Source organism: Alteromonas sp. ABD4_190 (genome assembly GCF_056160105.1).
Genome location: NZ_JBSWWN010000001.1, coordinates 3,065,818 through 3,083,799 on the forward strand (window position 1 = coordinate 3,065,818; position 17,982 = coordinate 3,083,799).

Annotated in this window: 16 protein-coding genes; 10 read left to right on the forward strand and 6 right to left on the reverse strand. The window is 44.0% G+C overall.

Annotation, left to right across the window (positions count from 1 at the left end):
• Nucleotides 1-77: 77 nt before the first annotated feature.
• Genes minC through minE form a run of 3 tightly spaced genes read left to right on the forward strand, consistent with a single transcriptional unit; the run spans nt 78 to nt 1,966 of the window.
• Nucleotides 78-872 (forward strand): septum site-determining protein MinC, encoded by a 795-nt coding sequence (gene minC / locus ACXAFM_RS13415; RefSeq protein ID WP_474834887.1) that lies wholly within the window; start codon nt 78-80, stop codon nt 870-872.
• 30 nt (nt 873-902) lie between these two features.
• Complete coding sequence (gene minD, locus ACXAFM_RS13420) at nt 903-1,712, forward strand: septum site-determining protein MinD (RefSeq protein WP_269916709.1); 810 nt, start codon at nt 903-905, stop codon at nt 1,710-1,712.
• Nucleotides 1,712-1,966, forward strand: coding sequence for a cell division topological specificity factor MinE (gene minE / locus ACXAFM_RS13425; protein WP_474834889.1), 255 nt, complete (start codon nt 1,712-1,714; stop codon nt 1,964-1,966). The genes minD and minE overlap by 1 nt, the downstream gene beginning before the upstream one ends.
• 31 nt (nt 1,967-1,997) lie before the next feature.
• Here the strand turns inward: minE and ACXAFM_RS13430 are convergent, their stop codons facing one another.
• A complete protein-coding gene (locus tag ACXAFM_RS13430) occupies nt 1,998-2,831 on the reverse strand; it encodes a polyphosphate kinase 2 family protein (RefSeq protein WP_474834891.1) in 834 nt (277 codons plus the stop codon).
• Between the two features lie 323 nt (nt 2,832-3,154).
• On the opposite strand from ACXAFM_RS13430, the gene erpA reads away from it, so the two are divergent.
• Together erpA and ACXAFM_RS13440 are read left to right on the forward strand one after the other, a co-directional pair.
• Nucleotides 3,155-3,499 (forward strand): iron-sulfur cluster insertion protein ErpA, encoded by a 345-nt coding sequence (gene erpA, locus ACXAFM_RS13435; RefSeq protein WP_025256292.1) that lies wholly within the window; start codon nt 3,155-3,157, stop codon nt 3,497-3,499.
• Nucleotides 3,500-3,697: 198 nt separating this feature from the next.
• Nucleotides 3,698-4,270 (forward strand): glutathione S-transferase family protein, encoded by a 573-nt coding sequence (locus ACXAFM_RS13440; RefSeq protein ID WP_474834894.1) that lies wholly within the window; start codon nt 3,698-3,700, stop codon nt 4,268-4,270.
• Between the two features lie 153 nt (nt 4,271-4,423).
• Here the strand turns inward: ACXAFM_RS13440 and ACXAFM_RS13445 are convergent, their stop codons facing one another.
• Nucleotides 4,424-5,416: a D-2-hydroxyacid dehydrogenase gene (locus ACXAFM_RS13445; RefSeq protein WP_474834895.1), complete on the reverse strand. Its 993-nt coding sequence runs from the start codon at nt 5,414-5,416 to the stop codon at nt 4,424-4,426.
• Nucleotides 5,417-5,571: 155 nt separating this feature from the next.
• Here ACXAFM_RS13445 and ACXAFM_RS13450 point away from each other — a divergent pair, with 155 nt between their 5' ends.
• Nucleotides 5,572-7,383 carry a trans-sulfuration enzyme family protein gene (locus ACXAFM_RS13450; protein WP_474834897.1) on the forward strand — a complete coding sequence of 604 codons (1,812 nt, stop codon included), beginning with the start codon at nt 5,572-5,574 and terminating at the stop codon, nt 7,381-7,383.
• A gap of 201 nt (nt 7,384-7,584) precedes the next feature.
• Nucleotides 7,585-8,031, forward strand: coding sequence for an SRPBCC family protein (locus tag ACXAFM_RS13455; RefSeq protein ID WP_474834899.1), 447 nt, complete (start codon nt 7,585-7,587; stop codon nt 8,029-8,031).
• 185 nt (nt 8,032-8,216) lie between these two features.
• Here ACXAFM_RS13455 and ACXAFM_RS13460 read toward each other — a convergent pair whose 3' ends face one another.
• Complete coding sequence (locus tag ACXAFM_RS13460; protein ID WP_474834901.1) at nt 8,217-9,338, reverse strand: alkene reductase; 1,122 nt, start codon at nt 9,336-9,338, stop codon at nt 8,217-8,219.
• 160 nt (nt 9,339-9,498) lie between these two features.
• On the reverse strand, nt 9,499-10,812 hold the full coding sequence (locus ACXAFM_RS13465) for a carbohydrate porin (RefSeq protein ID WP_474834903.1): 1,314 nt from the start codon (nt 10,810-10,812) through the stop codon (nt 9,499-9,501).
• 502 nt (nt 10,813-11,314) lie between these two features.
• On the opposite strand from ACXAFM_RS13465, the gene fucP reads away from it, so the two are divergent.
• Complete coding sequence (gene fucP, locus ACXAFM_RS13470; protein ID WP_474834905.1) at nt 11,315-12,652, forward strand: L-fucose:H+ symporter permease; 1,338 nt, start codon at nt 11,315-11,317, stop codon at nt 12,650-12,652.
• Nucleotides 12,653-12,703: 51 nt separating this feature from the next.
• Here the strand turns inward: fucP and ACXAFM_RS13475 are convergent, their stop codons facing one another.
• Nucleotides 12,704-13,906 carry an anhydro-N-acetylmuramic acid kinase gene (locus ACXAFM_RS13475; RefSeq protein WP_474834907.1) on the reverse strand — a complete coding sequence of 401 codons (1,203 nt, stop codon included), beginning with the start codon at nt 13,904-13,906 and terminating at the stop codon, nt 12,704-12,706.
• 10 nt (nt 13,907-13,916) lie between these two features.
• Nucleotides 13,917-15,242, reverse strand: coding sequence for an OapA family protein (locus ACXAFM_RS13480; RefSeq protein WP_474834909.1), 1,326 nt, complete (start codon nt 15,240-15,242; stop codon nt 13,917-13,919).
• Between the two features lie 427 nt (nt 15,243-15,669).
• Here ACXAFM_RS13480 and tyrS point away from each other — a divergent pair, with 427 nt between their 5' ends.
• Both tyrS and ACXAFM_RS13490 read left to right on the forward strand, forming a co-directional pair.
• Entirely contained in the window at nt 15,670-16,869 is a 1,200-nt protein-coding gene (tyrS, locus tag ACXAFM_RS13485) for a tyrosine--tRNA ligase (RefSeq protein WP_458732009.1), read from the forward strand.
• A gap of 374 nt (nt 16,870-17,243) precedes the next feature.
• Complete coding sequence (locus ACXAFM_RS13490) at nt 17,244-17,951, forward strand: hypothetical protein (protein WP_474834911.1); 708 nt, start codon at nt 17,244-17,246, stop codon at nt 17,949-17,951.
• Nucleotides 17,952-17,982 lie beyond the last annotated feature (31 nt).

The window sequence follows — 17,982 nt, forward strand, 5'->3', positions numbered from 1 at the left end:
ACACTAGCGCTAATAGGTTTTGCTTATTTCCATAGTTAATTGCTGTGGGGAAAGTGACGCCTTTTCGGGAAGAAAAAATGACAGAAACTTGCTTTCGCATGAAGGGCACTACGCTCACCAGTATTGTGTTAGAAGTAATAGATTTTGAGCCAGATAACTTCGAAGCTCAGTTATCTCAAAAGGTCGCGAGCGCGCCGCAGTTCTTTACCCGTTCCTCATTGATTTTGCATTTGATAAAGCCTTTGTCTGCTACCGAGTTTGAACTGCTGGTGGCCATTTGCCGTCGTTTGCAATTGCAGCCTATGGCGGTGAAAGGTGAAGTGGCAGAGCTGAAACCGACCATTAATGATTTGGGATTAGCTGATGTAAGCCAAAGTAAATTTACAGACAGTGCGCTTCGTTCACAAAAAGAGAGCGCTAATAACGGCACTGAAAGCGGCAGCAACAAAACTCATAGCAACGAGCGCGCTCCGCAAGCACAACAGCAAGCGTCTGCAGAGCCTTCCAAAAGCGAGCCTGCGCCTACAGCAGCCCCCGCACTTAAGCCAGCTAAAGTTGTCAATCGTCCTGTACGTTCTGGCCAGCAAGTTTACGCTGAAGGCTGTGACTTAGTAGTAACTGCGTCAGTGAGTGAAGGTGCTGAGCTTTTGGCTGATGGCAACATTCATGTTTACGGTACGTTGCGCGGACGCGCGTTAGCTGGCGTTAAAGGCAACACGGGGGCCCGTGTATTTTGTCAGTCATTAGACGCAGAACTCATTTCAATTGCTGGGCAATTCATTATGCATGACACCGTAAAAGGCGAGTGCTGGAAGAAGCCTGCACAAGTGTATTTAGAAGAAGAAACATTACGTATAGAGCCGTTAGCTTAATGCTTTGTACGCACTAATAGGAAAGAACAGATGGCAAAGATTATCGTAGTAACCTCAGGAAAAGGTGGTGTAGGTAAAACTACATCGAGTGCAGCAATAAGTACGGGGCTTGCGTTAGCAGGCCATAAAACGGTAGTAATAGATTTCGATGTTGGCTTGCGAAACCTTGACCTTATCATGGGTTGTGAGCGCCGCGTTGTTTACGATTTTGTTAACGTTATCAACAAGGAAGCGTCACTAAAACAAGCGCTAATTAAAGATAAGAGAACGGAGAATCTTTTCATTCTTCCAGCTTCTCAAACCCGCGATAAAGATGCACTCACTGTAGAGGGCGTGCAAGCAGTATTGGATGAGCTTAAGAAAGACTTCGAGTACATCATTTGTGATTCGCCAGCAGGTATCGAACAAGGTGCTCAAATGGCGCTTTATTTTGCTGATGAAGCCATTGTAGTAACCAATCCGGAAGTGTCGTCGGTACGTGACTCAGATCGTATTTTAGGTATTTTACAAAGCAAATCGATGCGCGCAGAAAAGGGCGAACCGGTTAAAGAGCATCTGCTTCTTACTCGCTACAACCCAATGCGTGTAGAAAGTGCGGAAATGTTAAGCGTTGCCGATGTGGAAGAAATTTTGGCGATTCCACTTTTAGGTGTAATTCCAGAATCAGAATCAGTGCTTAAAGCGTCAAACCAAGGGCAGCCGGTTATTCTTGACGAAGAGGCGAATGCAGGACAAGCTTATGCTGATGCTGTCAAACGTCTGCTAGGCGAAACTGTTCCACATCGTTTCCTTGAAGCAGAAAAGAAAGGGTTCTTTAAGCGTCTTCTAGGAGGGAAGTAATGGGAATTTTCGACCTGCTCAAAAAGAAGCAAAAGCCGAGCACTGCCGCTGTAGCTAAAGAGCGGTTACAAATTATCGTCGCACATGAACGTAAAAAGCGTACCGAACCTGATTACTTGCCCATGATGCAGCAGGAAATCATTCAAGTGATTAGAAAATACGTTGCTATCGCGGATGATCAGGTGTCAGTTCAGCTTGATAACAATGACGACTGCAGCGTGTTAGAACTAAATGTAACGCTTCCGGAAAACTAGTTGGTAATAACCGATAGAAAATAGTGATAGATTATTTTTTATCGGTGCTTCTTAGCTTTTCCTCATTAACGTCTAGTTGTTTTGAAGCCATAGCAATAAGCTTCTCATCTAAAGGGGGAGGGGCAATATCTACCCCTTCACTTAATGCTTGAACGAGGGTCTCAAGTACGTCAACTCTCGCCTGCCACTTGTACTCTCCATTTATAATATGCCATGGGGCATAATCGGTATGAGTCTTCTCGAACATATCGTTGATAGCTTCAACGTAATGTTCGCGCATGCGACGATTGTGTAAGTCCTCTTCAGTGAGCTTCCAACGCTTAAAAGGGTTGTGTAAGCGCTCTTCAAACCTTTCGCGCTGCTCGTCGGCAGAGATATGCATAAACAACTTTATGATGCGAACGCCATTATCGCTAAGCGTTTTTTCAAATTCGTTTATCTCTTTATAACTACGCTGCCAGTCTGTGGCCGGGGTTAGCCCGTCAACCCGCTCAACCAGCACTCGTCCATAGTGGGAACGGTCAAAAATTGTGAGCTTACCAGGTGAAGGGATCTGTTTCCAAAAGCGATAAAGAAAGTGTTTTTCACGTTCTTCTTTTGTCGGCGCAGCTACCGGAAACACGTTCACAGAGCGGGGATCTAACTTCTCTGTGATACGTCGTATGGCTCCACCTTTGCCTGATGCGTCCCAACCTTCAAAAACGATAAGCGCGCGTCTTTTTTGGTGATAGTAGGACTGCTGAACATGAAAAAGAGATTCTTGGCATGCGCTCATCTGCTTTTTGTATTCCTCCTTGTTGTCAAATCGAGAAAGACCGAAATCGTCAAACAAGGCAACGTTAGTTCTTTGATGCGAAGAGCTCATAAAAATAACCTATATTTCATATATCAGAGTGTTATCTAAAATTATGAATTTTAAATAAATCACATGCAGCATTAAAAAGCGTCAACACTTAACTATCGAATTACGCTAACAGGATATGAGCTTGCAGTTCAACGTTTATTCATTCGTGGCCATGAGGGCAACCTTCCTTTTAATACCCGTTGTGTAACGTGGAGTGAAAACGGTCTTCACATTTGTGGTTGATTCGTTAAGTTTTGCCCCAATAATTGCTAACTATCCGCAAGTATTAGATAATTGCGTTCAAGCAGAAAGTGCGCTAGCACGAGATTATTGTAGAGGTGGGTATGTCTGTAGAAACGGCGTTGCCAATTGAGTTTTCAGACGCTGCAGCAGCGAAAGTGAAAGCCCTTGTTTCAGAAGAAGAAAATCCTGATTTGAAATTACGTGTATACGTAACAGGTGGTGGTTGTTCGGGCTTTCAATATGGCTTCACATTCGATGAGAAGGTGAACGAAGGCGATATGACTATTGAGAAAGACACAGTAACTATGGTTGTCGACCCAATGAGCCTACAATATCTAGTAGGTGGTATTGTTGATTACGTGGATGGCCTTGAAGGGTCACGCTTTTTAGTTCAAAACCCAAATGCCACTACTACCTGTGGCTGTGGCGCAAGCTTTAGCGTTTAAGTGAATTCTTTTAGGGGCAGCACACGCTGTGCGCTTTAAACGCGAAACCCTTCATCTGTAATTATTTATAGTTAAAGCGATAGGCATACATCGCATTCTTTTGTATGCCTGTCGGTTGTTTTTTCACAACACCTCCTTTTCGTTTCAAATTCTGGCTACACTGATTTCACTAAACGACCATAGTTAAGGACAGCGTTTATGAAATTATATGGCTCAACCACTTCACCCTATGTACGCCGTATTCGCATCGTATTAGCGTCTACAGAACACGAGTTTTTAAATCTTCAGATCTTTTCAGGTGAAGATCGCGAACTGCTTGCTTCTCGTAACCCAACATTAAAAGTACCTTGCCTTGAAGACGAGGGACAAATGGTTTTCGATTCTCGCATTATCTATAACTACCTTGCCGACAAGCTTGATCACGATGGCTTAAGCTGGGAAGAAGAGAACCAGCTAACGTTAATTGACGCAGCCAATGATTCATTTGTTCAGCTTATGCTTCTAAAGCGTTCAGATTTTGATATCAGCGAAGATAAAATGTATTACCGACTTCAAAATGAGCGGATTGAAGCTGTATTGGGGACGTTGTCAGAGCAGCTTGATGCGGGTGGCTTTAGTGGATGGACTTACCCAGAAATCTGTTTGTATAGCATGATCGACTGGGTGCTTTTCCGCGAATTACACAGCATGAAAGACTACCCACAATTGTTAGCGTTTCACGAAAAGCACCATGACAGAATTGAAGTAACCGCAACTGACCCGCGTAGTTAAATTTAGTCAGATATCATGGCCAGGTAAATGTAGGTAAATTAGGTATAAATAGGTAAGGTTGTCCTAACTTACAATCACCACTCTATAGTTACGCTTAACCAAGTTTTCGAATGTGCTTTAGAAAGGGGGGCTAAAATAAGGGCTACTAAACAATTAATAGCCCTTATCAAAATCAAACTGGTATTTAAGCGGTTCGCCTTTGATATAGCGCAGCGCATTGTCTAAAAACACATCTGCCACATCGCTAGGTTGAGATTCTGCGGCCGTGTGAGCAGTCACTGAAATATTAGGGTGCTGCCAAAACGGGTGAACGGGGTCGAGGGGCTCGCTGCGAAATACGTCCAATACTGCATGCGCCAAAGCGCCTTTGTCTAAAGCTTGCAAAAGCGCATCGTCGTCAACTGCACTGCCTCTACCCGCGTTAATGAAGACACTATGAGGTTTAAGTGCATTAAAAAAGCCGTGAGATAGCAAGTTTTGTGTTGTGGGGGTGTCTGGCATTAAATTTACTACGTGGTCACACGCACTGGCAAACCCTTCGATGTCGTCAGGAGTGTAAACAGCATTAGCGCCTTCCACTTCTTTCCCACTTCTCGTTAGACCTACAACTTGCATACCGAAGGCGTGAGCAACCGGAATAAGTGCTTGCCCTATACTGCCAAGTCCAACTATACCCAGCGTTTGGCCATTTAACGCTACCCGTTTTGATGCCTCCCACTTCGGCTGGGCGGCACGCTGATTTTGCTCGAATGTTTTAGTATTTCTAGCATGCGCAAGTAAGTAGGCAAAAACGTATTCCCGCATTAACTTACCGAAAATTCCTTTTAAGCCGGTAAGTATGTAGTCTGATTTATTAGCGTTTAACAGTGGGGCATTGCCCGCCCACGTTGATTGACACCAAGTAATCGCAGCACAGTTATTGATGATACTAGAAGCGAGATCAGGGTCTGCGAGCATCACTCTGACGTCTTTGGTATCTACATCTTCTGAACGCGTAGTGATTTGTTTAAGCGTTATAAGTGGGCAGCCATCGGCTCCGATGAAGCTATCGTTATCTGCTATTTTTTCTCGAAGTGCATCTGCAATATCGTTAGCTTCATTGCTTAAAATAGTAAGTTCAATCACCTTCGAACTCCTTGCTGTCATTGGCCTAACACTCCTAAAGTAAACTTTTCTTTCCTCTGCCTGAATGCATTATCGTCAAGCTTGTTGTTCTAAAAATGTGATTTAAGTTTTACATTTTTGTAAACAGTATTGGTGTTATGTGTTTGCACCTGAAGTTAAATTGCAACGGAATCGCTATGCAGTCAGAAAACAAATTCCAAAATTCAATAGATGTTGATGTAACGCACGCGAAAGTGCTATCACCTAAGCGTAACACGACCCAAGCCTCTACATCGCAGGCTTTAGTTGAGGAGCAACTTTCACATTTCGGCATAAGCGCCGAAAGCGACTATGGCAAGGCACTCGCCAATACAGCTCATCACTTGTACGGTGCTCAGGCCAGCGTTATGCAGCTTTGGGATATTACCAGCAACACGTTGCAAGAACTTGATAAAGAAGACAGGCTTGCCTATTTCAATGCTAAAAAGTTTTTGTCTTTTCAAATAGCTAAAATATTAGATACGCTGCAAAACCCGTTTCGAGCCACATACCAAAGCTTGTCGAGCGGCAACGGCTCACAAGGGCACTATCCGCTATTCGACAATGTCACTGCACTTTTTTCAGCAACGCCCGTGGTCGTAAGAACTGCAACCTATGTATATGCCTGTACTGAATGGGTAGACGATGCGTTTCAAGGAAAAGAGTTCACCCATCAAATTTATTCGCGATTATTAAACCCTACCAACATCTCCCTTGCTAACGCAATTGTAGATATGGAAGCGGGCCCTTACGCCGCTGAATACTTGGCGTGGAATTTCAATTCGGGCATGGCGGCAATTGACGCTTGTTTATCGAACGTGCTGAGTCATGGCGATGTGCTCATTGTTTCTAGAAACGTATATGGTGGGGTGTATCAGCTGCTTCATGATTACTTCGCTCGCAGCAACCGTATGGATATTCAAATTGCATGGTTTGATGGCTATGACGCACAAAGCTTTGCGTCATTTATGCAGCAAACAAAGGCCGAGCATGCCTCACGTTTAGACAATGGCGCAAAAATGCATGTGTATCTAGAGTCGCCATGCAACCCACATGGTTACGTACTGGACGTACCCGGAATATGTGAGTTAGCACACGCACAAAATGCGTTAGTTATGTTGGACTCTACGCTTGCTACGCCTGTGTTGCACCAACCGCTACAGCATAAAAACAAAGCCTCACGTCCCGATTATGTCATCCACAGCTACACCAAAGACTTGTGTGGTAGTGGCGCAACCACAGCGGGCGTTGTGATAGGCGAGGGACATCGCATGTTCCAGCCAAAAGGCAGCTCAGTAAACGGGGTAGACTGGTCCGAAACCATGTTCTGGGATGTGTACTACATCAAAGGTGCATTCCTAGATTCTGAAAAGGCGTTTGATGTATTAAACGGTATGAAGACCTTGGAACAGCGCATGATGACTAAGGTTATCAATACTCAAGTCTTTACCTCATTCCTAAATGCCCACGACCAAATTCGCGTTAACTGTCATGCGTTGCCTGAACACAGCAATGCAGGTTTGCGCGAGAAACAGCATACCCACGGCTGGCCTTGTACCTTATTCACCGTAGACCTGGCGCCCGCGAATTTACCTCGCGACGTGTTTGTACGCTTTTTCGATGCCCTAGAGCCGGCCTTTAGCCACCAAGTAAGCATAGGTCAAAACAATACGATTGTTTTGTGCCCCGCGTTAACGTCTCATTCAGAACTCAGTGGCGACGAACAGAAAAAAGCCGGAATAGAATTGACGACTATGCGTATTGCAATGGGTACAGACAATGTTAAGCAGCTTATTGCTCATTTCATGCTGGCCGCCAAGCATTTTATCGAACCTCATGCGCCTGGTTTTTGTGAGAAGTTTATGGCAAACGCCGACATTGATAACTTGTATTTATCAATAAGTGAGAGAGTAAGCTCACAGCATTTTGGCAGCAAGGCCAGTATGGATTCACTGATGAAAGGGGCTTAGGTGCACTTTTAGTTCAAGAAATTGTCTTGAACTGTCGATAAAACAAATTGAGGATGTTCTCCTTCTCCCGGGCCTTTCCTTACGCGGGCTCGGGATTTTTTATTTTTGGCAAAGCTTATTAGTGATGATGAGTGATTCTCTTTGCTATAAAGTAAAAATACACTAAAGCCCTTACCTTCACAAAATAACTAAGGCGGCTATATGCACGAGTTTAAAATTGATGTAACGCTAGATGCATCATTGCCCTTTATTTTTGCAGCATTTCACGAACCTGAGTATCTTTCAGAGTGGTTTGCACCAGGCGATTGTTCAGTTACACAAATTATGAGTGACTTCAAAGAGGGCGGACGTTATCGCATCAAAATGATTGATCCCAGCGGTATAGAAATGTCATTGACCGGTGAATACGTGAAAATTTTAGCCAACGAACAGTTATCGTTCTCTTGGGCGTGGGAAGATGACATGGAAGAGTCGGTAATGACATCGGTGGACATTCACTTCGAAAACACCGAAGAAGACAACGTAAGGCTAGTTCTTATTCAACAGGGCTTTTTAAACAAGCAAGAGTGCGATCAGCACAACTTCGCGTGGATGTCGTGCTTGGAAAAACTTGCTGTGTTAGCAGCTAGGAAAAAATCGTTTAATTAACCATTCTTCTGCAGTCACCAGCTTTCTGCAAGTTAGGCATAGTTTAAGCCTAGTTTAGGCATAGATCAGGTATAGTATTAAGAGCGACGCGTATACATGGGGCACAGTGTTTGATACACAATGTTTGATTAAAATTCAGTGGGCGCGAGACAAGGGCAGAGCGGCTTGCTCTGCCCTTAGCTAATTTAGGTTAGCGACGTCATTGCGTCTTTTCCGCTTTTTTCTCGGTAAGTGTCAAAGTCGTTATAGCCTTCTTCACCTCCCCCGTACCATGCAGACGGATCGTCAAACGACGCTAACGGGTAGCCGTGTTTAAAGCGAGTAGGTAGATCCGGGTTTGTGATCCAAGGTCTTCCAAAAGCAATCATGTCTCCATCACCGTCAGATAATCGCTTTTCCGCTTCTTCTTTTGTATAGCCACAATTCCCCATCAACATACCGTCAAAAAGGGCCCTGAATTCTGCTAACGTCATGGCTTCACCACGCTCATGAAACCCGAATGCTAAGCCATCCATTACATGTAAATAGCCTATTTTTAATTTATTTAGCTGTTGGGCTACATAAGTAAAAGTTTCACGAAAATCATCGGCACCCATATCGTTAAACGCGCCGTTTGGCGACAACCTTACACCGACATGCTCTTTTTCCCATACGCTCAATACTGCGTCCATCACCTCGCTTAAGAATCGATATCGGTTGTCTACACCACCACCGTAATTATCGTTACGTTGGTTGCTACGGCTATCTAAGAATTGGTTTATAAGGTAGCCATTTGCCGCATGGACTTCCACGCCATCAAACCCTGCAGCTTTAGCGTTAATAGCTGCTTTCTTGAAGTCTCCTACAGTGCGCTTTATATCATCAAACGTCATGGCTTTAGGCACTTCGTAGGGTTTTTTGCCTTTAGGCGTGTGAATCTCATCGCCTTCAATTTTGATAGCAGATGCTGAAAGAGGTAAATTACCGTTGTGAAAGTCGCTGTGAGATGCGCGTCCGGTGTGCCAGAGTTGAAGTACGATTTTTCCACCCGCTTCATGAACGCGGTTTACAATAGAACGCCAGCCTTCAACCATCTCGTCAGTATAAATTCCAGGGGTATCAACCCAACCAATGCCTTCTTCTGATATGGTCGTCGCTTCAGTGATAATAAGCCCCGCATCTGCACGCTCTACATAGTGGTCGCCCATAATTTTATTGGGTATGCGGTCGGCGCCAGCTCTACCTCTTGTCATTGGTGCCAATACCATGCGGTTTTGCAATGTGTTACCTGCCCAATCGAACGAGCTGAAAAGTACTGAGTCTGTCATTCGTATTCCTTATTCAACGAAGAAGAGTTTGTTGATGAAGCGTTACGCTTGTTAGCGCTATAAACGCCGTAAGATAAGTATTGAATACAGGAATAGCGGGGAGTTGGATTTGTAAAAAAGCGCCCGAAGGCGCTATTGAGTGTATTGCAGGAAGAAAACTTTACAGTAAAGCTGCTAGGTTGACGTCGAACCTTAGGCCTAGAACAATAGCATCATCAAGTGCCATTACTCTGTCGCGCTCTGCGAATTGGTCGGGATTGATGATGTAGTGAACGTTTGGTTGAATTCTTACGTGGTCGTTGAGTTGATAGCCATAACTCAGTTCTAACATGGTTTGGCTACTTGCTGGAGTACCAACCCCGCCGTTTATGGCTCTTAATATACGCTGATCCTCTAGCGCTTCATCACTGTATTGCTGACGGGTAAACACGAAGCCCAGAGTATCGTCAGGACGTGACGCCATGGTACCTCTTAGTACAAAGCCTGCTTTGACATAATAGTCTTCAATCAATTCGCCAGATGTACCGGTTAGCACGGCGCCGAAAAGCGTTAACCCTTCTTTCGTGAGTGGGTTAGGGCGAGTAACAGTTTGTTCAAATCGAGCAAATATACCCGAGCGACCGTTTCTAACAGCGTAATCATTACCTGTTTGCGCCGCATAGTTGCCTTCATCATCAAAGACAGGATCGGTGTAGTCTGCGCCATCATACCAACCGCCAATTTCATATCTTCTTGGTAGTTCGTCATTATCCCAAGTAGTTTGATACCCTAGAGTGAACGGAACAACAACGCCAGTAGCTTCATTAGTCGCCCAATCGAAGCCGTGATCGCCTAAGTCCTGATGACTGGTATTATCTTCGTACACGCCGGTATGAAAGTATGTTTTTGGTGAAAGCCAGTATTTAGCATGGCCACCCCAACTCGAAACCGGCCACCAAGTAAAATTACTGGTTCTAAATACAAAAGTTGGGTTCCCACAGGCAGCATTGGTTTGAAAGTACTGGCAAAGTTCAGAGCCTAAAAAGCTGATATTCGCTACAGTACGGCCACCTTCTAGTTCTAAATCGCCATCTAGAAATGTGGAAGAAATCGTAAACCGTGCAAGACGGGTATTTTGACCGCCAAAGATCTCTTGTACAGATGTGCTGTTTCCGATGTAGTGCTCGGCTAAGTTTTTACCGTGTCGATTTGTCATGGCAATATGAATTTTAGTGTCATCCCAACCTGCTAACGTATTTAAGTCGAGTTCTCCACCTACAAAAAGCTGACCAGCATAGGCACTACCTCTGCGCTCACCACCGTCAATGTTGGTTGCTGACTCGCCTGTGTAACTTGCTTGAAAGTCAAACGCTTCTTGAAACTTACTTTGTGATGCTGACGCGGTGGCAGCAAAAAGAACGGTAGCAGCGAGTATTGTGGTGTATGACCCTCTCTTATATCTAGAAAGGCGACGTGTAGCTATAGTTGTTTTCATCGTTATTCTCTCAATTAAAAATGTTTATCAGCCGTAGCTTGTTGCGAGCGTGTGACTGATGGCATCTACACATTCTTTGCTAACTCTTTGTTGACGTTAGATAAATCGGACGTGATTGGCGTTACACCGCGTTAACATATATTTCTTTTGAACGAAATTTAACTAACTTACTCAATTAAATCAACCATGTTTATTTATGGGTTTTTCAAAATTTGTGTGTTTTTTGTAAATGAGGGGGGAGGAGAATTGCAGTATTTTATAGTGTGCATAAATATTTCTTTATGGCATTTCTATATCATTAAGTTTATGATTTTTAGTTGTTTTTTATCTTTTGTTTGATCGGTTTAAAAAAAGTCTTGCAGTGGTTGTTAATGATCTTCTACATATAAAGTCTAATTTTTGACGAAATTTGATATAAATAAATTAAATTGATTTATTGACAGAGGTAAAGGGTGATGCTTAAATTGATTAACTAATTTTTTACAAGCGAAAGGCCGTTATTATGAAGAACAACGCCCCTTTGGTTTCCAAAGACACATTGATTCCCTTTGTATTGTTAACGATTTGCTTTGCTGCATGGGGTGTGGCTGCGAACATGACAGACCCTTTGGTAAAGGTATTTAGTAAAATATTTACCATGTCGTCTTTGCAATCGGCATTGGTTCAATTTGCTTATTATGGCGCGTATTTTTGTTTAGCCATTCCTGCTGCTTTTATCAACAAGCGCTTTTCTTATAAAACAGGTGTATTGACCGGGCTGGGCTGCGCGGCCGCGGGGGCATTTCTGTTCTATCCAGCCAGTCAAACTATGACTTACGGCTTTTTCCTTGCTGCGCTTTTTGTATTGGCTGGTGGTTTATCTATTCTTGAAACGTCAGCCAACCCTTACGTTATGGCGATGGGAAATCAAAAAAGCGCGACACGCCGTTTAAATTTAGCTCAAGCGTTTAATCCCGTTGGCACTAATTTAGGTGTGTTTTTGGCTGCAACGCTTATATTGCCAAACCTGAATCAGGCATCTGCACAAGAGCGTGCCGCCATGTCGGCAAGCGAGCTTAAAAACGTGATAGGGGCGGAGCTTGATGCAGTAATGCTTCCATACGTAGGTATGGCATGTGTGCTAGTTTTAGTTTGGGTTGCTATCTTCCTAATTAAAGCGCCAATTCAAGAGTCGGTTGAGTCTAGTGTGGAAGACGTTAAGTTGGGCGCCTCGCTCAAGCGGTTAGTAGCCAACAGGCATTACCGTTTTGGTGTATTGGCTCAGTTTTTCAATGTCGGAGCGCAAACTTGCGTGTGGACCTTCACTATCCAGTATGCAATGAAAGCGACGGGTGGCAACGAAGTGAGCGGTGGTGAAATTTTACAGTACAGCATGATTGTATTTCTAATTTCTCGCTTCGTTATGACGTGGGTTATGCAGTACCTCTACCCAGCTAGACTATTAATGATCATGTCACTGATTGCCATGGCGCTATGTATCTTCATGACACAGTCTCCCAATTTAGCTGGAGTAATTGCATTGGTATCTATCTCTGCCTGTTTGTCACTCATGTTTCCAACGATTTACGGGATTGCACTTGAAGGTCTTGGTGAAGACACCAAACTAGGCGCAGCTGGCCTTGTAATGGCAATTCTCGGCGGCGCTATCATGCCGCTCTTCCAAGCCGCCATTATTGATAGCGCGGGTGTTGTTGTGTCATATATTGTTCCAGCTATATGCTTTTTGCTTGTAGGTGGCTATGGCTACTTCGATATGCGCGCTAAAAAGAGCTGCGCTAAGCCTCAGTCCGATATAGACGCAGATGCCCTTAAAAAGATGAAAATGGGAATAGCTAAATAGTATTTTTGAAGTAACGTATTCGGGGCTAGTGATTTTATCGCTGGCCCTTTTTTACGCTTTTTTATACAAGGCTCCAAGTACCGTGGCTTTAGAAGCCCCCGTAACTGCAGGTACGTTTCCTGGAATATCATTCATATATGCATATGCAAACCAGGCAAAAGCCGCACCTTCAACGTGCTGTGGATGAATGCCCAGAGCATGACTGTCTGTTACTACATAATCGCATAACGCATCGCTTAGATAGTCCATGAGCGTCTTATTAAATGCGCCACCGCCGCTTACTACAACTTCGCTTTTTGCACCTTCATGATTGGTTTTAGGTAAATGCTTTACAATTTCCTGAGCGATAGTAGTACCTGTTAGCGAAAGTAGGGTTGCTTGCACGTCTTTAGGGGCTAAATTATTGTTCTTTTCTTCGCTTTGTAGCTCTGCACTAGAAGGGAAGTAATCGGCAAGCGCATTGCTTAACCAATTAATATTGAAATACTCTCTGCCAGTACTTTTAGGCGCAGGCAAAGCGAAGTAATCATCCAATAAGAGCCTGTTTAACAGGCCTGAGTGACAATGCCCTGACGCAGCCCATGCTCCGTCTTCATCAAAGCTTTTATTTAAATGAAGGCTTATCCACTGATCCATCAAGGTGTTACCGGGTCCGGTATCAAACCCTTTAGGTGGCGAAGCATCTTGTATTGGCGCAAGCAGTGAAACGTTTGCTATGCCGCCAATGTTAACGAGTGCTCGGTGTTTATCATCACTGGCAAATACTGCATTGTGAAAAGCGGGCACTAAGGGAGCTCCCTGACCACCAAGGGCTATATCTTTGCGCCTAAAGTCGGCAATAACATCAATGCCGGTAAGAACAGCGATGGTATTAGGATCGCCTATCTGACAGGTGAAGCCGCGTATGGATGATTCTGCAAAGTGTGCTGACAATACATCGGAATTTGGGTGGTGACGTATGGTTTGGCCGTGGGAGCCAATAGCCGTGATATCCGAAGGATGTAGGTTGTTTTTCTCAAGCAGCGCTAAGGTGACCTTTGCAAAGGTTTCAGCAACCAGTCTATCAGCGATGGCCAAACTATTAAGTTCATCAGGACCTTCACTACAAAGTGCATTGAGTGCAGTAAGTAATTCGGCAGAATAAGGGATTGAATGGGCGGCGAGGGTGGTGCAAGACGTTTGCGAAATGTCGCATAGGACGGCGTCAACGCCGTCCATGCTAGTACCTGACATCAGGCCAATATATTTTGCCATCTAATTGTCGCTATTTCATGGCAAGCATAATGCGCTTGTTATTATCTAGCTGCTCTTGGCGTATTGCGGCAATTTCCATAAACCTTTCTTTCTCTTCCTTAGCAATAGGAAGCGCCTTTGGCAGCTCTACAGTACGAGGGTTTCGGTGAACGCCATCCACTAAGAATTCATAGTGTAGATGGGCGCCGGTTACCATACCCGAGCTACCTAAATAGCCCACGGTTTGGCCTTGCTTAACCGTATCTCCTACCTTCACTGCACGCTTTTTAAAGTGAAGATATTTGGTTGTGTATTTCTCGCCATGCTGAATGAATACATGATGACCGTTATATTTATCATAGCCTGCTTTGATAACTTTTCCATCGCCGGCGGCCATAATCGGTGTACCAACGGCTGCTACGTAGTCGGTACCTCGGTGCGCTTTCCAGCGTTTTTGTACGGGGTGAAAGCGTGCTTTAGTAAAATTAGAGCTGACGTATCTGAAATTAACTGGCGCACGTAAAAAGCTTTTACGCATGCTACGCCCTTCCGGGGTGTAGTAAGTACCGTCCTCGTGAAGGATCGCACTAAACTGTTCGCCTTGGTTAGTAAACTCCGCTGCTACTATATCGCCGTAGCCCACGAACTCCCCATCAATGTATTGCTCTTCAAAAACAACGTTGAACGTATCGCCAGAGCGTATTTCCATTGCGAAATCTATGTCCCAGCCGAAAATACCTGCCAAATTCATAATTTGGTTGCTGGTAAGCCCAGCATCTCTCGCGGCATTCCAAAAGCTTGAGTGAATTTCACCTTGCGCAAAGTTATAGCGAATATCTACATCGCGTTTTTCTAATTCAGCGACAAGACTGCTGTTCTCGTCAGTCGAATCCGGACGAACGAAAAGAGTTTCCGTTGAAGATAGCTTGTACTTTAACTCGCCAAAGCTACCGTCTTTGTTCGCTTTAAACGATAATTCGTCACCAGGCAATAAAGTAACAAGTGTTTTTGTTAGTTCACCAGCCTGAGTCACATTGTAAACATCGCGGGATGTGAACCCTGCACGCTTAAACAGCTTTGCTAGGGTATCGCCACTTCGCACTTTATACGTTTGCCAAGTAGACTCTTCTTCATTCGAAAAAACGTCGGTTGACGGTGTAATGTTAAGATCTACAGGGTAGCGGACACCTGCGTCTAAAATATGTGCCTCTTGATGACGGCTAGCCTCTACAGACTCCGACGGCAAAAGGATAAGCCCGCCAAGAAATAAGCTTGCAATAGCAATGCCGGTTCTATGTTGCTTAGGTAAATTTTTATATAAATGTAGCGCTTTAGAAGCGTCTAATTTCTTTCTCATACTACAGCCCACCTGAGAAATGTTATGTGCACAACACTATTTCACATACGTTGCTTAAAAATGCAACTTTTCTCATTTTTTTGTTAGCGCAAATTGTTACACCCAATAGCTCTTAAACTCGCAATTACATAATGCGCTATCTAAATATCTCTGAATGTGAGGAGGAGGGCTGGAGCAAACCCTCCACCGCAGGGAAGCGGTGGCGGAGCGCTCATGGATGGGTTTACCGCGTGTTTGCGAAAGCCCTCTCCCCTCACATTCAGTTCAGCTTTATTCAATACACTAATTTCGCGTTCAAAGCTGTTGGGTTTAACAACATGACTGTTTGTAATCCGTTTTTTGACGCGCAAAGCTTTTAATGGTTCCGTTGTACGCGTAAAATGCCCGCCAATATTGAATGTACAGTTATGTAGAGTGTGATTAACAAATGAAAGATTGGCAAACAGCGCTAGCTGAGATTAAACGGGGCGTCGATGAAATACTCCCCGAAGAGGATTTAATTGAAAAACTAAAATCCGGCAAAACCCTAACCATTAAAGCGGGTTTTGATCCAACTGCGCCTGATCTACATCTTGGTCATACTGTGTTGATCAACAAGTTGCGTACATTCCAGCAACTAGGCCATAAAGTTGTTTTTCTTATTGGTGATTTTACTGGCCTAATTGGCGATCCTACAGGTAAAAATGTCACACGCAAGCCTTTAAGTAAAGAACAGGTATTAGAAAACGCTAAAACGTATCAAGAACAAGTGTTCAAGATCCTAGATGAAGATAAAACAGAAATTCGTTTTAACTCAGAATGGATGGACGGTCTTGGTGCGGCAGGTATGATCAAACTTGCGGCAAGCCAAACCGTGGCGCGTATGCTAGAGCGCGATGATTTTAAGAAGCGCTACAACAACGGCCAGCCTATTGCTATCCACGAATTCTTATACCCATTGGTGCAAGGTTGGGACTCGGTAGCCCTTGAATCAGACGTTGAATTGGGCGGTACTGACCAGCGTTTCAACTTGCTGATGGGTCGTGAGCTTCAAAAAGAGCAAGGCCAAAAGCAGCAGTCAATTGTGATGGTTCCGCTACTTGAAGGTCTAGACGGTGTTCAAAAGATGTCGAAGTCATTGAACAACTACATTGGTATCACAGACGCGCCAAACGACATGTTTGGTAAAGTGATGTCTATTTCTGACGATTTGATGTGGCGTTACTATGATCTTATCAGCTTCCGTCCGTTAGAAGAGATAGCCGAGCTTAAATCTCGTGTTGCTAACGGCGAAAACCCACGTGATATCAAAATCATGCTAGCGAAAGAAATTATTGCACGCTTCCATGACGACGCAGCGGCAGAAGGCGCGCATCAAGACTTTATTCAACGCTTTCAGAAAAATGCTATTCCTGATGACATGCCAGAGCTTGAAATAGCGCTAAGCGATGAAGGCATTGCCATTGGTAATTTGCTAAAAGAAGCGAAGCTTGTTGGGTCAACGTCAGACGCTATGCGCATGATTAAGCAGGGCGCAGTTAAAATTAACGGCGACAAAGTAGAAGACACCCGTTTAGTAATTACTGAAAAAGGTGAAAACGTTTATCAGGTAGGTAAACGCAAGTTTGCGCGCATTACATTAGCCTAATGTTTTTTTGAAATGTTTTTGAAAGCCCGCTTAGTTAAGCGGGCTTTTTTTTGCTTGAAATATAAGTACTAGAGGAAAGTAGAGCGGTTATTTTTTTAGAAGGCCCTAAATACTCATACAAAGTTAAGCTGCAAGCCAAATTTAAAAGTGGGGATATTGGCTTTAACGTTTATAAGTCATTGTCGCTTTGAGTTTTTTTATTTTTCTTACTTTTTTTTGAAAAAGTTTGTCAGGTTTTTGCAATCGCTATCGTCTATAGGGGAAAAATCAATCAATGAACCCAACTGTACGATAAGCAGTTAACGCGTAGCAGGCTGGGATGAAACAACAGTGAAACTAAATACTAACGCTTACGCAATGCAAAGGACAAAAACATGACAACGGTAACTTCGACTCGTGCAACATACCACCAAGCTAACAAGAGTCTTCCTGCGAAGGAAGCGTTCACATGGCTGAAAGAGGGGTGGCAGCTTTTTGTAAAAGCGCCTTTTAAATTATTGGGGCTTTCTTTTGTTACCTTATTTGCCGCGGGGCTCATTCAAGCACTAGCAGGGCCAATTGGCTTAGTCATATCTAAATGGGTAGGTCCGCTTCTGGCTACCTTGATGTGGCTGGCCATTGCCAACTTAGCAGAAAATAACAAGCTGAGATTGTCGGGAGGTACCCTGCGTTCATGGAAAAATGTCGCTTTGTGGAGTTTGACTGGGCCATTGATCGCGTGGATCCAATTTCAAATTGGCGCTATGTTAATGGGTGCAGATTCCGTGGAGGCGTTAGCAAATGGTGTGGTAGTAGATGTACCCGCTTGGAAAGTTGGGCTAATGATGGGTTCGGCAACTCCAATAAATGTATTGCTTTTATTTGTACCTATGTTGCTTATTTTAAAACATCGCTCAATCCCAGCATCTTTTACAAATAGTATTGTTGCAGTAGTAGGCGCTTATAAGCCGATGTTGATAATAGGTGTCATGATTTTCTTAACAGTAGCACTTGCGCCCTATACTTTCGCATTGTCGGGATTAGTGTTTGGCCCTATTGTTTCATGTATGTGCTTTGTTGCTTACCAGCGCTTATTTCGCTAATCAGCTACGAAGAGTAATTCAACTGCTCACT

Coding starts and splice junctions, on each gene's coding strand:
- minC (WP_474834887.1), top strand. CDS start 78: ATGACAGAAACTTGCTTTCGCATGAAGGGCACTACGCTCACCAGTATT.
- minD (WP_269916709.1), top strand. CDS start 903: ATGGCAAAGATTATCGTAGTAACCTCAGGAAAAGGTGGTGTAGGTAAA.
- minE (WP_474834889.1), top strand. CDS start 1,712: ATGGGAATTTTCGACCTGCTCAAAAAGAAGCAAAAGCCGAGCACTGCC.
- ACXAFM_RS13430 (WP_474834891.1), bottom strand. CDS start 2,831: ATGAGCTCTTCGCATCAAAGAACTAACGTTGCCTTGTTTGACGATTTC.
- erpA (WP_025256292.1), top strand. CDS start 3,155: ATGTCTGTAGAAACGGCGTTGCCAATTGAGTTTTCAGACGCTGCAGCA.
- ACXAFM_RS13440 (WP_474834894.1), top strand. CDS start 3,698: ATGAAATTATATGGCTCAACCACTTCACCCTATGTACGCCGTATTCGC.
- ACXAFM_RS13445 (WP_474834895.1), bottom strand. CDS start 5,416: ATGACAGCAAGGAGTTCGAAGGTGATTGAACTTACTATTTTAAGCAAT.
- ACXAFM_RS13450 (WP_474834897.1), top strand. CDS start 5,572: ATGCAGTCAGAAAACAAATTCCAAAATTCAATAGATGTTGATGTAACG.
- ACXAFM_RS13455 (WP_474834899.1), top strand. CDS start 7,585: ATGCACGAGTTTAAAATTGATGTAACGCTAGATGCATCATTGCCCTTT.
- ACXAFM_RS13460 (WP_474834901.1), bottom strand. CDS start 9,338: ATGACAGACTCAGTACTTTTCAGCTCGTTCGATTGGGCAGGTAACACA.
- ACXAFM_RS13465 (WP_474834903.1), bottom strand. CDS start 10,812: ATGAAAACAACTATAGCTACACGTCGCCTTTCTAGATATAAGAGAGGG.
- fucP (WP_474834905.1), top strand. CDS start 11,315: ATGAAGAACAACGCCCCTTTGGTTTCCAAAGACACATTGATTCCCTTT.
- ACXAFM_RS13475 (WP_474834907.1), bottom strand. CDS start 13,906: ATGGCAAAATATATTGGCCTGATGTCAGGTACTAGCATGGACGGCGTT.
- ACXAFM_RS13480 (WP_474834909.1), bottom strand. CDS start 15,242: ATGAGAAAGAAATTAGACGCTTCTAAAGCGCTACATTTATATAAAAAT.
- tyrS (WP_458732009.1), top strand. CDS start 15,670: ATGAAAGATTGGCAAACAGCGCTAGCTGAGATTAAACGGGGCGTCGAT.
- ACXAFM_RS13490 (WP_474834911.1), top strand. CDS start 17,244: ATGACAACGGTAACTTCGACTCGTGCAACATACCACCAAGCTAACAAG.